Raw genomic sequence first — 13,610 nt, 5'->3', positions numbered from 1 at the left:
GATGTCGGTTAAAGAATCCTCGATCGATTTCAAGCGGTGCCTGATCGATACCATTCTGGCCGGCCTGGTGGCGCTGATCGTGTTCGGCCCGATCGTCGGCGTGGTGCTGCAGGGTTACGACTTCACCCTGCAACCGGTGCGTGTCGCCTGGCTGGTGGCGGCGGTGATGCTCGGCCGTTTCTGCCTCAGCCTGTTCCTGCAGACTTCTGCAGGCCGCCGCGTCGCCGACTCGTTCGCCTCGCCGTCGGGCGGCGTGCACGTGCTGCCGCCCGACCACAAGTCGATGCTGCGCTTCGTCATCCCGGTGGTGGTGCTGCTGGCCATCGCCTTCCCGTTCTTCGCCAACAAGTACCTGCTCTCGGTGGTGATCCTCGGCCTGATCTACGTGCTGCTGGGTCTGGGCCTGAACATCGTGGTGGGGCTGGCTGGTCTGCTGGACCTGGGCTTCGTCGGGTTCTACGCCATCGGCGCCTATGGCCTGGCCCTGGGCTACCAGTACCTCGGCCTGGGCTTCTGGTCGGCGCTGCCGATGGTGGTGATCCTGGCCGCCTGCGCCGGCGCGCTACTGGGCTTCCCGGTGCTGCGCATGCATGGCGACTACCTGGCCATCGTCACCCTGGGCTTCGGCGAGATCATCCGCCTGGTGCTGAACAACTGGATGGAGTTCACCAAGGGCCCCAACGGCGTACCGGTTCCCGGCCCGACCCTGTTCGGCCTGGAGTTCGGTCGACGGGCCAAGGAGCAGGGGCACGTCCCGATCCATGAGTGGCTGGGGGTGGCCTACAACCCCAACGCGACCCTGATCTTCACCTTCGTCGCCCTGTTCGTGATGGTGCTGATCGTCCTGTACATCAAGCACCGGCTGACCCGCATGCCCATCGGCCGGGCCTGGGAAGCGCTGCGCGAGGACGAAATCGCCTGCCGCGCCATGGGCCTCAACCACGTACTGGTGAAGCTCTCGGCGTTCATGATGGGCGCCGCCGTGGCGGGTATCGCCGGGGTGTTCTTCGCCACCAAGCAGGGCTTCATCGATCCGTCTTCGTTCACCTTCTTCGAGTCGGCGCTGATCCTCGCCATCGTGGTGCTGGGCGGCATGGGCTCGACCCTGGGCGTGGTGATCGCGGCCTTCGTGCTGACCGTCGCGCCGGAGCTGCTGCGCAGCTTCGCCGAGTACCGCGTGCTGCTGTTCGGCATCGTCATGGTGCTGATGATGATCTGGCGGCCCAGGGGCCTGGTGCGGATCAGCCGCACCGGTGTCGCGATCCGCAAGGGGGTGGCGCCATGAGCCGCGACGTCATCCTCTCCGTCGAACACCTGATGATGCAGTTCGGCGGCATCCGCGCCCTGAACGACGTCAGCTTCGCCATCGAGCGACATTCCATCTCCGCCCTGATCGGGCCCAATGGCGCCGGCAAGACCACGGTGTTCAACTGCCTGACCGGCTTCTACAAGGCCACTGACGGCCACATCGTGCTGGATACCCGTGAGCAGCCCACCGACGTGGGCCAGGTGATGGGCGAGCCGTTCCAGCTCCATGACTTCGTGTCGCCGCCGAGCTTCCTCAGCCGCCTGCGTTACAAGATGTTCGGTGGTACCCACCTGGTGAACCGTGCCGGCCTGGCGCGCACCTTTCAGAACATCCGGCTGTTCCGCGAGATGTCGGTGGTGGAGAACCTGCTGGTGGCCCAGCACATGTGGGTCAACCGCAACCTGGTGGCCGGCGTGCTCAACACCCCGGCCTATCGCCGGGCCGAGGAAAAGGCCTTGGACACCGCCTTCTACTGGCTGGAAGTGGTGGACCTGGTGGAGCACGCCAACCGCCTCGCCGGCGAACTCTCCTACGGTCAGCAGCGCCGCCTGGAGATCGCCCGGGCCATGTGCACCCGGCCGGAGATCGTCTGCCTGGACGAGCCGGCCGCCGGCCTCAACCCGGCCGAGACCGAGCGCCTGAGCGCCATCATCCGTCGCCTGCGGGACGAGCACCGGATCACCGTGCTGCTGATCGAGCACGACATGGGCATGGTGATGAGCATCTCCGACCAGGTGATCGTGCTCGACCACGGCGCGCTGATCGCCGAGGGTACTCCCGAACAGGTCCGTAACGATCCCAAGGTCATCGCCGCCTACCTGGGTGCCGATGAGGAGGAAGTGGCATGAGCGCCCTGCTCGAATTCAAGGACGTCGACGTCCACTACGGGCCGATCCAGGCGCTGAAGAAGGTCTCGCTGCACATCCACGAGGGCGAGACGGTCAGCCTGATCGGCGCCAACGGCGCGGGCAAGTCCACCCTGCTGATGTCGATCTTCGGCCAGCCCCGGGCCAGCGCCGGGCAGATCGTCTACAGCGGCGTCGACATCACCCGCAAGTCGGCCGACTACGTGGCCTCCCATGGCATCGCCCAGTCGCCGGAAGGGCGGCGGGTGTTCCCTGACATGAGCGTCGAGGAAAACCTGCTGATGGGCACCATTCCGGTGGGCATGAAGCACGCCGACGAGGACATGCAACGGATGTTCGACCTCTTCCCGCGGCTGAAGGAGCGGCGCAACCAGCGGGCCATGACCATGTCCGGGGGCGAGCAGCAGATGCTCGCCATCGCCCGGGCGCTCATGAGCCGCCCGCGCCTGCTGCTGCTGGACGAGCCGAGCCTGGGCCTGGCGCCCATCGTGGTGAAGCAGATCTTCCAGACCCTGCGGGAGTTGGCGAAGAGCGGCATGACCATCTTCCTGGTGGAGCAGAACGCCAACCACGCCCTGCGCCTTTCGGACCGCGCCTACGTGATGGTCACCGGCGAGATCCGCATGACCGGCACCGGTCAGGAACTGCTCGGCAACGAGGACGTGCGCAGCGCCTATCTCGGCGGTCACTGACCGCTTTTCGGCCGGGACGCCCGTCCCGGCCTTCTTCCACTGTTCGTGTGGATGTCCTTGTGGATAAGATGGAGACAGCCTGCTACAGGCCAACGCCTGCGCGGCCTCCAGTCATCCGCTCGAAAAACGCTCATATCGGCTTTCTGCCCACCTAATCAGACACTTAGCGATCTCCAGCTGCTCGTGGCTCTGGGCAGGAATTGTCCACGCGACCTGGGGATAACTCTGTGGAAAGCACGGGGAGCGACGGCTGGCGCCCAGGCGGCGCGGGGCCTGGAACAGGCTGGCCAGCGTTTGAGCGGTGGACCCTGGTGAGCAGTGCGACTTAGCAGCTCCTATGAGGCTCGCTGAGTTGTCCACGGATGCTGTGGGTCGGGGTGTGCGCCGGTTGTGGACAACCTGGGGGCATTCGACGGTCGGGCCCGGTAACCGGGGCCACGGGCGTCCCGTACGTTTTTCAGCCAGGCTGGCGACCACGCGGGCGCTGCAGATCGGGTACGCTTGCCGCTGGCCATCTTCCGGCCGTGCCGACGAAGCCCGTGGCGCGGCCGCCGACACTCGATCGAGGAGAACTGACATGCCCGCAACCCTGTTCATCACCGGCGCCACGTCCGGGTTCGGCGAAGCCTGCGCCCGCCGTTTCGCCGAGGCCGGCTGGTCCCTGGTGATCACCGGCCGCCGCGCGGAGCGCCTGCAGGCGCTGGCGGAAGAACTCTCGGCGAAGACCGCGGTGCTGCCGCTGGTGGTGGACGTGCGCGACCGGGCGGCCATGGAGGCCGCGGTAGCGGGGTTGCCGGAGCGTTTCGCGCGGCTGCGGGGGCTGATCAACAATGCCGGGCTGGCCTTGGGCACCGACCCTGCGCCGTCCTGCGACCTGGACGACTGGGACACCATGGTGGACACCAACATCAAGGGCCTGATGTACAGTACGCGCTTGCTGCTGTCCCGGCTGATCGCCTACGGGCGCGGCGCCGGGATCGTCAACCTGGGCTCGGTGGCGGGGCACTGGCCGTACCCGGGCAGCCACGTCTACGGCGCCACCAAGGCCTTTGTCCGGCAATTCTCGCTGAACCTGCGCAACGACCTGGTGGGCACCGGGGTGCGGGTCACCGACCTGGAGCCGGGGATGTGCGAGAGCGAATTCTCCCTGGTGCGCTTCGATGGCGACCAGGCCCGCTACGACGCCACCTATGCCGGCGCCGAGCCGATCCAGCCGGCGGATATCGCCGAGACCGTGTACTGGATTCTCAACCAGCCGGCCCACATCAACATCAACAGCCTCGAACTGATGCCGGTCAGCCAGACCTGGGCCGGGTTCGCCGTGGACCGCACCCGCGGGTGACGCCAGGCCCGGCCCGCTGAAACGGGTCGGGCCCGTGGTGTCAGCCGGCCAGCATCCAGGCGCCGATGACGGCCGAGACCGCGCCTGCCAGCCGCACCAGCGGCGCGGCGGCGCGGGGCAGGACCCGAACCACCCCATAACCGGCTGCGTGCAGGGCGGCGGTGGCGGCGACGAAGCCGGCGGCGAAGGTCCACGGGCTGGCCAGGTCCGGCAGTTCCAGGCCGTGGGCGGTGCCGTGGGCCACGGCGAACAGCGCGGTCAGGCCCAGGGCGAGCGCCAGGGGCGGACGCACCGCCAGGGCCACCAGCAGGCCCAGGGCCAGCACCGAGGCAGCGATGTCGGTCTCCAGGAACGGCAAGGCCACCCCGGAAAAGCCCAGCAGGCCGCCCACCAACATGCTGCCGACGAAGGTGGCCGGCAGCGCCCAGCGGGCGGCGCCCTGCTGCTGGGCCGCCCACAGCCCCACTGCCAGCATGGCCAGCAGGTGGTCCAGGCCGGTCAGGGGGTGGGCGACCCCGGCCAGCAGGCCGGTGCTGTCGTGGCCCGGATGGGCGAAGGCCAGGGTCGGGCCCAGCAGGGTGGCGAAGGCGAGCAATGCGGTGGAACGTTTCATGGCGGGGACTCCAGAGGGGTGGGGCGCCGCAGCCGGCGGCGCGACGGGAGGGCTCAGGCAGCGCCCAGCAGGCCTTGGTGTTCGATGAAGGCGATGATCCGGTCCAGGCCCTGGCCGGTCTTCTGGTTGCTGAACACGAACGGCTTGTCGCCGCGCATCTTCCGCGCGTCGCGGTCCATCACCTCCAGGGACGCGCCCACCAGCGGCGCCAGGTCCACCTTGTTGATCACCAGCAGGTCCGACTTGCAGATGCCCGGCCCGCCCTTGCGGGGCAGCTTGTCGCCGGCGGAGACGTCGATCACGTAGAGGGTCAGGTCGGACAGCTCCGGGCTGAAGGTGGCGGACAGGTTGTCGCCACCGGATTCGACGATGATCAGCTCCAGGCCGGGGAAGCGCCGGTTGAGCTGGTCCACCGCCTCCAGGTTGATGGAGGCATCCTCGCGGATCGCTGTATGGGGGCAGCCGCCGGTCTCCACGCCGATGATCCGCTCCGGCGCCAGGGCGTCGTTGCGCACCAGGAACTGGGCGTCCTCCTGGGTGTAGATGTCGTTGGTCACCACGGCCAGGTTGTAGCGGTCGCGCAGGGCGCGGCACAGCGCCAGGGTCAGGGCGGTCTTGCCGGAACCGACCGGGCCGCCGATACCGACGCGCAGGGGTTGGCTGTTCATCTGTGGGGCTCCTTTTCCTAGGATCTGAACAAACGGCTGTACTGGCGCTCGTGCGCCATGCTCGCCAGGGCCAGGCCGAAGGCGGCCGTGCCCCAGTGGGCGGGTTCGAGGGTCTGGGCAGTCGCCTGGGCGGCCTGCAAGGTGGGCAGCAGGGCGCTGGTCAGCCGCTGGGCCGCCTGCTGCCCCAGGGGCAGGGTCTTCATCAGCACCGCCAACTGGTTCTCCAGCCAGCCCCACAGCCAGGCGGCCAGGGCATCGGCAGGAGCGATGGACCAGGCGCGGGCGGCCAGGGCCCAGGCCACCGGCAGGCCGGGCTCTTCCAGGCGGGCGAAGGCGGCGCGGGCCGGCTCGTCCAGCTCCGGCAGGTCGGCCAGCAACTGCTGCAGGGAATAACCCATCTGCCGGCTTTCCAGGTGCAGCTCGCGGGTTTCGCGGCTGGCCCGGTGGCGGGCGGCGAGTGCCTGCAGGGCTGGCCAGTCCGCCGCTTCGGCGGCGAGGCAATGGGCGAACAGCAGGGGCGCCTCGAAGCGCGCCAGGTTGAATTGGAGCTGGTCGGCGATCCAGCGACGGGCGCCTTCGGCATCGGCCACTCGGCCTTGTTCGACGGCCATCTCCAGCCCCTGGGAGTAGCTGTAGCCGCCGATGGGCAGCTGCGGGCTGGCCAGGCGCAGCAGCGCCCACGCCGGGTTCATCGGCGCACGCCGAACTGGTGCAGGCGCGGCGCGTAGCTGAATTCCGCCTCGCCGGCATGGGAATGGTGGTGGCCGCCGCCGTAGGCCCCGTGTTCCGGCTGGAACGGCGCCTCCAGGGTCTCCACCTGGGCACCCAGCTGTTCCAGCATGGCCTGCAGCACGTAATCGTCCAGCAGCCGCAGCCAGCCGTCGCCGATTTGCAGCGCCACGTGGCGGTTCCCCAGATGGTAGGCCGCGCGGGTCAGTTCGAAGGCGCTGGCGCAGGTGATGTGCAGCAGGCGCTCGGCCTGGGCCCGCACCACGACGATCCGGCCGTCTTCCGCTTGCAGGCATTCGCCGTCATGCAGCGGCGGCTGGCCGCGTTCGAGGAACAGGCCGACGTCCTCGCCGGCGTGGCTGAAGCAGCGCAGCCGACTCTTGCTGCGGGCGTCGTAGGTCAGGTGCAGTTCGGCATCCCAGGTGGGCTGGGGTGCGAGACGGTGGCGGATCACCAGCATGAGACGCGTTCCATGTCGGTCGGGAGGACGGGCTGGAGTGTAGAGCAAGGGGCTTGCCAATCAGGCGCGGCGCCACGGCTCGCGGCGCGCCGCACAGCATGCCACCGAATTTGATCGTCCGGTCAGGTTTTTTGGGTGCACGGCCGGGCGGTCGCGCACCGCGCTGGTGCGTCAGGCGTCGGGACGGCCGATGCCCGACCAGTGCTTGCCACCGACGAAGATGAAGCGCAGCTGTTGGGTGATCTTGGCGGCCGCGGCCAGGTGCGTGGGCAGGTGCGCATCCGGCGGGTCGATGAGCTCCGGCAGGGTGGCGAAGACGGTCTTCACCACCAGGTCGGACAGCACGCCAAGGGCGGCTTCGTCCAGGTGTGGCAGGCGGTTCATCAGCTTGAGGTCGGCCGCCAGGTCATCGGTAATGCGCTGGCGCAGCGCGGCGATGGCTTGGCGAACGGGCTGCGAGCCACCGTACTGCTCGCGGGCGAGGAACAGGAACTGCGCGCGGTTGGCGCTCACCGCGTCGAGGAAGATGCGGGTGCTGGCTTCCACCAGGCCGCCCAGTTCGAACTCGTTGCGCCGCACCTGGCGCAGCGTTTCGCGAAAGGTCTCGCCCACTTCCGCTACCAGGGCCAGGCCCAATTCGTCCATGTCCTGAAAGTGCCGATAGAAGCCGGTGGGTACGATGCCCGCACGCCGCGCCACTTCCCGCAGGCTCAGGCTGCCGAAGCCCCGACCGCTGTCCATCAGCTCCCGGGCCGCACCCATCAGGGCCTGCCGGGTCTGCAGTTTCTGTTCGGCACGAAGGGACATGGCACGCGGAATCCGGATCGACGACGCGCCACTCTAGCAAATGGCCTTCGACGGCGTCGAACGGGGCGGAAGAGGAGGGGGAGCTGCGGGGCGAGGGGCCCAAGGCTCACCGCGAGGCCGGCGGAGCCGGTCTTCGCGGTCGGGCGGAAGGTCAGGCCGGATGCCGGGCCTTCAATCGGCGATCGACACCGCTTCAGGCGGTGCGGATCCCAGGGGTGCGGTCGGAACCGTCTTCGGCGATGCGGATGCCCGGGGTGCGATCAGAACCGTCTTCGGCGATGCGGATGCCAGGTGTGCGGTCAGAACCGTCTTCAGCAATGCGGATGCCCGGGGTACGGTCGGAGCCATCTTCGGCAACGCGGATGCCAGGGGTACGGTCGGAACCGTCTTCAGCAATGCGGACGCCCGGGGTGCGGTCGGAACCGTCTTCGGCAATGCGAACGCCGTCCCGCTGCAAGGCGCGGTGATCGCTGTTGTGGTCGTGTTCCTGAACGAAGGTGCTGCGGTGGGCTTCAGCGGGGGCCGGCTGGAGGGTGTCCTGCGGCAGGGCAAAAGCGGCGGTGGAAAGGCTGGCCAGGATCAGGCTGGCGAGAAGGGTGCGTTTCATCGTGGGGCTCCTTGTGGGGGCTTGAATGGGTACGGAGCTATGGTCCCTCAAGGGAAATCGATGAAAAAGCGCGAATAGGGAATAGTAAGAATCGACATTGTTGATTGTTTTGCGGAAAGCCCCGTCCCAGAGCGCTTCCTGGCACTCAGGTGATGGCATTTTTATTGATCGAACGGACAAAAAAAGAGGAGGGATACGTTGGGGAAAAGGGTGGGCGCGGCCGGGGAGGCCGCGCCGCGGACATCAGGGGTGCAGCTCGCGCTCGCGTTCTTCGCGCTGGGCGCAGGTCATGAAGCCGGTGTGGTCCACCAGCCCGTTGGCGTCGAAGCTGACGTGGAACGGCTGTTGATGGCCGTCGGTGGTCAGGATGTAGTTATTGCAGGTACCGGGGCGGTAGGTGCGTTTCACCGAAGAGGAAGCCGGGCCGCCGATGGCCAGGACGCGCTCCTTGGTCATGCCTTTTTCCACCTGCTTCACCAGCGGTTCGTCGCGGTAGGTGAAGTGGTCAACCGGGTTCTCCGGTTTGCCGGCGCAGCCCGCCAGGGTGAGGGTGCCGAGGGCGAAGAGAGTGGCGAGGGAGAGCTTGGACATGGTCGCTTCCTTGTTGAGTGGACACACGATGTTGATCCGCGAAGCGCGCCGGGAGTTCGACTGCAATGCACCCGAGCGATTGCCGCGGCCGGCGGTCCATAGCCTAGGAGGTGCGCCCATGCCCCATGCTGCCCGAACCCGTTATCCCCTCGTCCTGGTGCCCGGCCTTCTGGGTTTCGTGCGGTTGCCGGGTTACCCGTACTGGTATGGCATCGAGGCCGCCCTCCGCGAAGCCGGTGCCGAGGTATACCCGGTGCGGGTCTCCGGCCTGAACACCAGCGACGTGCGCGGCGAGCAGTTGCTGACCCGCATCGAGGCCATCCGCCGCCACAGTGGCGCGGAGCGGGTCAACTTGATCGGCCACAGCCAGGGGGCGCTCACTGCGCGCTACGCAGCGGCTCAGCGGCCCGAGTGGGTGGCGTCGGTGACCTCGGTCGCCGGTCCGAACCGGGGCTCGGAGCTGGCGGACTACCTGCAACGTAAAGCGCCCGAAGGCAGCGCCCGGGAACGCTTGCTGAACGCCGCAGCCCTTGGCGTCGCCCATGCCCTGGCCGCCCTGGACCAGGGCGACCCCGGCCCGCGGCTGCCCCAGGATGCCCGGGCGGCAAGGCGTTGCCTGACCCGTGACGGGGTGGCCGCCTTCAACGCCCGCTTTCCCCAAGGGCTGCAAGAGCCCCCGGATGCCCTGGGCGACGTGGAGGTCGCGGGTGTTCGCTATTACTCCTGGACCGGCATCCTGCAGCCCGGTCGCAGCGACCGCGGGCGCAACCGCCTGGACCCTACCCAGCTGGCCTGCCGCCTGCTGGCGCGGACCTTCCGCGATGACGCGGGCCAGAACGATGGTTTCGTGGGCCGCAGCAGCGCCCGCCTGGGCCGGGTGATCGGCGATGACTATGCCCTGGACCACCTGGACATCGTCAACCAGGGTTTCGGCGCGGTCGGCCTCGGCGTCGACCCGGTGGCCCTGTTCGTCGCCCATGCCGCGCGCCTGCGCGACGCCGGCCTGTAACCTGAGGAGAACCGCCCATGACACGCATCCCGTCCATTCGCGCCTGGTTGCTGGCGCCCCTGATCCTGGTGGCCGCCTGTTCCACCGCCCCCCCGTCCGCGCCACCCGTGGACCGGCCGCTGCCACCCCGGGAGGCCGGGCTCGCCTTCGTCAACCAAGTGTGGAAGGTGAGCGAGTCCCGCGACGTGGCGCTGGGCATGCTGTACGTCTTCCTCTCCGACGGCACCCTGGTGATGAGCGCCCCCGGTAGCCGGCCGGCTCTGGGGACCTGGGCCGCCCAAGGCGAGGGGCTGACCATGACGGAGGACGGCATCACCTATTCGGTACAGGTGCTGGAGTCGAGCCCGGCGCGGTTCCGCCTGCGCAGCTTCAACCCCGGTGAGCCCGTGGACATCACCCTGGTGCCGGCGGCCGGGTCTCGCTAGGCGTCCTGAGCGGATTACTGGTCAGGATCGGCCTGCTGCTGAAGACGCTGGTTGTTCAGCGCGTTGGCCTGTTCGATCTGCTGGCGCAGTTGGGCTTCCTGCTGGCGTGCCTGTTCGGCCTGCTTTGCCTGGAGGGTGGCGGTGGCGGCGGTTTCACCTGCGCCGCAACCCGTCAAGGAAAAAAGAGCCACCAGCAATAGGGTGAGACGTGTAATGGACATGGAACGACCTCGAATCGGCAATCACGCGACCAGTATGGCGTGATGTCGAAGGAGGCGCAGAGGGCCCTGGCGTAACGGTGGCGTGGGTGCGACGAACAGGCGGACAAGATGTCCCGCATGGGCGGGCGAGGGGCTTGGCGCTCAGCTGAGCGCCTTGATCAGTTCGGCCTTGCGCATCCGCGAGCGGCCCCGGACGTTTTTCGCCGCAGCGCGCTTCATCAGCTCGTCCTTGGTCAGCGCAGTCAGGGACGTGCTGCCGCCGTGGCTGCCAGCGCTGGCGCGGCCGCGGTTGGCCGGGTGGCCCTTGCGCGCGGAGGCCGCACGACGAGCCGAATCCTTGCGATCGGCGCGCTTCGCGGTGGCGCTCTTCTCTTTGCCGGAGCCGGATTTCTCGCCGCCCCCGGACTGCTTGTTGACGGTCGCCCAGGCGCGCGCCTCGGCTTCCTTGTCGGAGACACCGCGTTCTTCGTAGCTTTCCGCGATGTGCTCGGCCTTGCGCTTCTGCGCCGTGGTGTAGGTACTCTTGTCGCCGCGAGCCATGATGGACCTCCGGATCGAGTGGTTACGTCTGTATCGACTGCCCACCCGGACCGGGTTTCCGCTGCGCCGACGTATGGCAACCGTCAGCCGTAGCGCTTCTTCGCCTCGATGGCCAGGCCGCTGCCGATGCTGCCGAAGGTGTTGCCTTCCACATGGGCGGCATTGGGCAGCAATCGGGCGATGCGCTGACGCAGGGCCGGGATGCCGCTGGAGCCGCCGGTGAAGAACACCGTATCCACCTGGTCGGGCTGCACGCCGGCCTTGCGCAGCAGCTCGGTGACGCCCTGGTGGATGCGGGTCAGCTGGCTGTCGATGGCATCCTCGAACAGCGGGCGGTCCAGCATCACCCGCAGGTCCGCCTCGATCCGCTCCAGGGACAGCTCCAGGCGCGGCGCCTTGGTGAGGTCGATCTTGCTCTGCTCCACCTGCATCGCCAGCCAATGGCCGGCCCGCTCCTCGATCAGCCGGAACAGCCGGTCGATGCCGGTGGCGTCGACGATGTCGTAGCGCATGTTGCGCAGCGCCAGCTGGGTCTTCTGGGCATACAGCGCGTTGATGGTATGCCAGGTGGCCAGGTTGAGGTGGTAGTGGGTGGGCATCAGGGCATCGCTCTTCATCCGGCTGCCGTAGCCGAACAGCGGCATCACCCCGCGCAGGCTGAGCTGCTTGTCGAAGTCGGTACCGCCGATGTGCACGCCATCGGTGGCGAGGATGTCGTCCTGGCGCTCGGCCCGGTCACGTCGCTCCGGGGACAGGCGCACCAGGGAGAAGTCCGAGGTCCCGCCGCCGATGTCGACGATCAGCACCTGCTCCTCGCGGGTCACGCTGCGCTCGTAGTCGAAGGCAGCGGCGATGGGCTCGTACTGGAACGACACGTCGCGAAAGCCCAGGTCCCGGGCCACGGCCACCAGGGTATCGGCGGCCTCGCGGTCGGCCTCGGGGTCGTCGTCGACGAAGAACACCGGCCGGCCCAGCACCACCTGCTCGAACCCGCGGTCGGCGAAGGCCTCGGCGCGCCGCTTCAGTTCACCGACGAACAGCCCGAGCAATTGCTTGAAGGGCATGGCGCTGCCCAGCACGGCGGTTTCGCTCTTCAGCAGCTTCGAGCCCAGCAGGCTCTTCAGCGAGCGCATCAGCCTGCCTTCGTAGCCACTTAGGTATTCGTCCAGGGCCTGGCGGCCGAAGACCGGGCGGCGCTCCTCGAAGTTGAAGAACAGTACGGAGGGGAGGGTGATCTTGCCGTCCTCTAGGGGCAGCAGGGGTTCCTCGCCGGGGCGCCACCAGCCGACGGTGGAGTTGGACGTGCCGAAGTCGATGCCGCAGGCTCGGGCCGGGGAATCCTTGTACATGTCGCGACGGTTCCGGGTAGCAAAAACGGCCGCGCAGTGTATGCGAGCCGTCGCGGGAAAGCTGCCCCCGCCCGGTCGGAAAAATCCGCGGGGGCGCGACTCAGCCCGGGCCGGGCTTGCGGTTCCAGCGCGACCATTCGAAGCCGGTCACGACGAACACCGACAGGGCGAACGGCAGCAGCAGGTACAGGCCGCGGAAGACGATCAGCGCCGCCAGCACGTCGGACTTGTGCATCTCCGGCATCGCCGCGAGGAAGGTCACTTCCAGCACCCCCAGCCCGCCCGGCGCGTGGGACAGCAGGGCCAGGGAGAACGAGGCGAGGAACACCCCCAGCACCACCAGGTAGCCGGGATTGCCCTCGCTGGGCAGGGCGAAGTAGATGATGGCTGCCGCGCAGGCCAGTTCCAGCGGGCCGGCCATCAACTGGCGGGCCACGATGCCCAGGCGCGGGTACTCGATGTGCAGCTTGCCCCAGGTCCACGGCTTGAACCGCCGCCAGGACCCCAGCACGTAGAGCGACACCAGTCCCAGCAGCACCAGGCCGATGGACACCGACAGCCAGGGCCCGACATTGGCCACGCGGGTGATGATCTGCGGCTGCGCCACCAGCACACAGCCGCTGGCCAGCAGGGTGCCGAGGACGAAGGTGAAGGAGCAGAAGACGATCAGGATGCCGATTTCCTGAGGCGCCAGGCCTTTGGTGCGGTAGGCCCGGTAGCGCACCAGGGCGCCGGAGAACACCGAGGCGCCGATGTTGTGGGCCAGGGCGTAGGTGGTGAAGGAACAGAGGGTGATGAACCACCAGGAAATCTTCTTGCCCAGGTGGGCCACGGCGATGCGGTCGTACCAGGCCAGGGCAGAATAGGCGCCGAGGGTCGCCACGGCGGCCAGCAGCCAGTTCAGCCGGGGAATCGCCTGCAGGCTGGAGGCGATCTCGTCGAGGGAGATGTTGCGCACTTCATGGTAGAGCAGGTAGCAGGACAGCACGACCGCGCCAATACCGACGAGGGTCCAGAGCAGGTCACTCCTCTTCATCACTGGCATGACTCCTTAACCTTTGGCTGTCATCCCTCACGGCATTTCCAAGGCCAGGGGGACCGGCGTCTGCGGCCGGTTTTATACGTGTTGGTCCGAGGTCGGCGCGCACCTGCTCCCTTTTCGGGCACGACAACGGCGGGGCAGTATCCCGGACGCCGGCCCGTTCCTCAACTCCCGCCGGCGTAACGAGGTGTTTCCTCGACGTCCGCCTTCCAGGTGTGACAGGCGAAACGGCCGTGCTATCCGAATATCGCCACGAGGCGAGTACGCTGGGGGAGGCGTTTTGTCGCAGTCGCGCGGCCCTTTCTATATGGCCAGGGGCTACCGTTCAGCGGATATCGAG

Annotated in this window: 17 protein-coding genes; 6 read left to right on the top strand and 11 right to left on the bottom strand. The window is 67.9% G+C overall.

What is annotated here, in order from left to right; all coding sequences use genetic code 11:
• Window position 1: 1 nt before the first annotated feature.
• The 4 genes from livM (at window position 2) to FM069_RS14630 (ending at window position 4,209) form a co-directional block, all read left to right on the top strand.
• On the top strand, window positions 2–1,285 hold the full coding sequence (livM, locus tag FM069_RS14645; RefSeq protein ID WP_143489109.1) for a high-affinity branched-chain amino acid ABC transporter permease LivM: 1,284 nt from the start codon (window positions 2–4) through the stop codon (window positions 1,283–1,285).
• The gene (locus tag FM069_RS14640) at window positions 1,282–2,157 is read left to right on the top strand and encodes an ABC transporter ATP-binding protein (protein ID WP_143489108.1); all 876 of its coding nucleotides are present in this window, start codon (window positions 1,282–1,284) and stop codon (window positions 2,155–2,157) included. Before livM ends, FM069_RS14640 begins: the two co-directional genes overlap by 4 nt.
• Window positions 2,154–2,867: an ABC transporter ATP-binding protein gene (locus FM069_RS14635; RefSeq protein WP_143489107.1), complete on the top strand. Its 714-nt coding sequence runs from the start codon at window positions 2,154–2,156 to the stop codon at window positions 2,865–2,867. The genes FM069_RS14640 and FM069_RS14635 overlap by 4 nt, the downstream gene beginning before the upstream one ends.
• A gap of 577 nt (window positions 2,868–3,444) precedes the next feature.
• Window positions 3,445–4,209: an SDR family oxidoreductase gene (locus tag FM069_RS14630; RefSeq protein WP_143489106.1), complete on the top strand. Its 765-nt coding sequence runs from the start codon at window positions 3,445–3,447 to the stop codon at window positions 4,207–4,209.
• A gap of 40 nt (window positions 4,210–4,249) precedes the next feature.
• Here the strand turns inward: FM069_RS14630 and FM069_RS14625 are convergent, their stop codons facing one another.
• The 7 genes from FM069_RS14625 to osmE all read right to left on the bottom strand — a co-directional run bounded on the left by FM069_RS14625 (window position 4,250) and on the right by osmE (window position 8,684).
• On the bottom strand, window positions 4,250–4,822 hold the full coding sequence (locus FM069_RS14625; RefSeq protein WP_143489105.1) for a HupE/UreJ family protein: 573 nt from the start codon (window positions 4,820–4,822) through the stop codon (window positions 4,250–4,252).
• Window positions 4,823–4,875: 53 nt separating this feature from the next.
• On the bottom strand, window positions 4,876–5,490 hold the full coding sequence (gene ureG / locus FM069_RS14620) for an urease accessory protein UreG (protein ID WP_143489104.1): 615 nt from the start codon (window positions 5,488–5,490) through the stop codon (window positions 4,876–4,878).
• A 17-nt stretch (window positions 5,491–5,507) separates the two neighbouring features.
• The gene (locus FM069_RS14615) at window positions 5,508–6,182 is read right to left on the bottom strand and encodes an urease accessory protein UreF (protein WP_143489103.1); all 675 of its coding nucleotides are present in this window, start codon (window positions 6,180–6,182) and stop codon (window positions 5,508–5,510) included.
• Window positions 6,179–6,679, bottom strand: a complete 501-nt coding sequence (ureE, locus tag FM069_RS14610; protein ID WP_143489102.1) for an urease accessory protein UreE — start codon at window positions 6,677–6,679, stop codon at window positions 6,179–6,181. The genes FM069_RS14615 and ureE overlap by 4 nt, the downstream gene beginning before the upstream one ends.
• A 171-nt stretch (window positions 6,680–6,850) precedes the next feature.
• Entirely contained in the window at window positions 6,851–7,486 is a 636-nt protein-coding gene (locus FM069_RS14605) for a TetR family transcriptional regulator (protein WP_143489101.1), read from the bottom strand.
• 193 nt (window positions 7,487–7,679) lie between these two features.
• Window positions 7,680–8,093 carry a hypothetical protein gene (locus tag FM069_RS14600; protein ID WP_143489100.1) on the bottom strand — a complete coding sequence of 138 codons (414 nt, stop codon included), beginning with the start codon at window positions 8,091–8,093 and terminating at the stop codon, window positions 7,680–7,682.
• 243 nt (window positions 8,094–8,336) lie between these two features.
• A complete protein-coding gene (gene osmE, locus FM069_RS14595; protein ID WP_143489099.1) occupies window positions 8,337–8,684 on the bottom strand; it encodes an osmotically-inducible lipoprotein OsmE in 348 nt (115 codons plus the stop codon).
• A gap of 118 nt (window positions 8,685–8,802) precedes the next feature.
• Here osmE and FM069_RS14590 point away from each other — a divergent pair, with 118 nt between their 5' ends.
• On the top strand, window positions 8,803–9,693 hold the full coding sequence (locus FM069_RS14590; protein ID WP_143489098.1) for an esterase/lipase family protein: 891 nt from the start codon (window positions 8,803–8,805) through the stop codon (window positions 9,691–9,693).
• A gap of 17 nt (window positions 9,694–9,710) precedes the next feature.
• Window positions 9,711–10,118, top strand: coding sequence for a hypothetical protein (locus FM069_RS14585; protein WP_143489097.1), 408 nt, complete (start codon window positions 9,711–9,713; stop codon window positions 10,116–10,118).
• Between the two features lie 14 nt (window positions 10,119–10,132).
• Here FM069_RS14585 and FM069_RS14580 read toward each other — a convergent pair whose 3' ends face one another.
• The 4 genes from FM069_RS14580 to FM069_RS14565 all read right to left on the bottom strand — a co-directional run bounded on the left by FM069_RS14580 (window position 10,133) and on the right by FM069_RS14565 (window position 13,267).
• Window positions 10,133–10,339 carry a hypothetical protein gene (locus FM069_RS14580; protein ID WP_143489096.1) on the bottom strand — a complete coding sequence of 69 codons (207 nt, stop codon included), beginning with the start codon at window positions 10,337–10,339 and terminating at the stop codon, window positions 10,133–10,135.
• Between the two features lie 141 nt (window positions 10,340–10,480).
• Window positions 10,481–10,879: a termination factor Rho gene (locus FM069_RS14575; RefSeq protein ID WP_143489095.1), complete on the bottom strand. Its 399-nt coding sequence runs from the start codon at window positions 10,877–10,879 to the stop codon at window positions 10,481–10,483.
• Between the two features lie 83 nt (window positions 10,880–10,962).
• Complete coding sequence (locus FM069_RS14570; protein ID WP_143489094.1) at window positions 10,963–12,228, bottom strand: Hsp70 family protein; 1,266 nt, start codon at window positions 12,226–12,228, stop codon at window positions 10,963–10,965.
• Window positions 12,229–12,328: 100 nt separating this feature from the next.
• Window positions 12,329–13,267, bottom strand: a complete 939-nt coding sequence (locus FM069_RS14565) for a lysylphosphatidylglycerol synthase transmembrane domain-containing protein (RefSeq protein WP_143489093.1) — start codon at window positions 13,265–13,267, stop codon at window positions 12,329–12,331.
• Between the last annotated feature and the right edge of the window lie 343 nt (window positions 13,268–13,610).

It is taken from the genome of Pseudomonas mangiferae, assembly GCF_007109405.1.
GTDB classification, from domain to species: domain Bacteria; phylum Pseudomonadota; class Gammaproteobacteria; order Pseudomonadales; family Pseudomonadaceae; genus Pseudomonas_T; species Pseudomonas_T mangiferae.
This window is presented reverse-complemented; position numbering and strand designations above follow the sequence as displayed.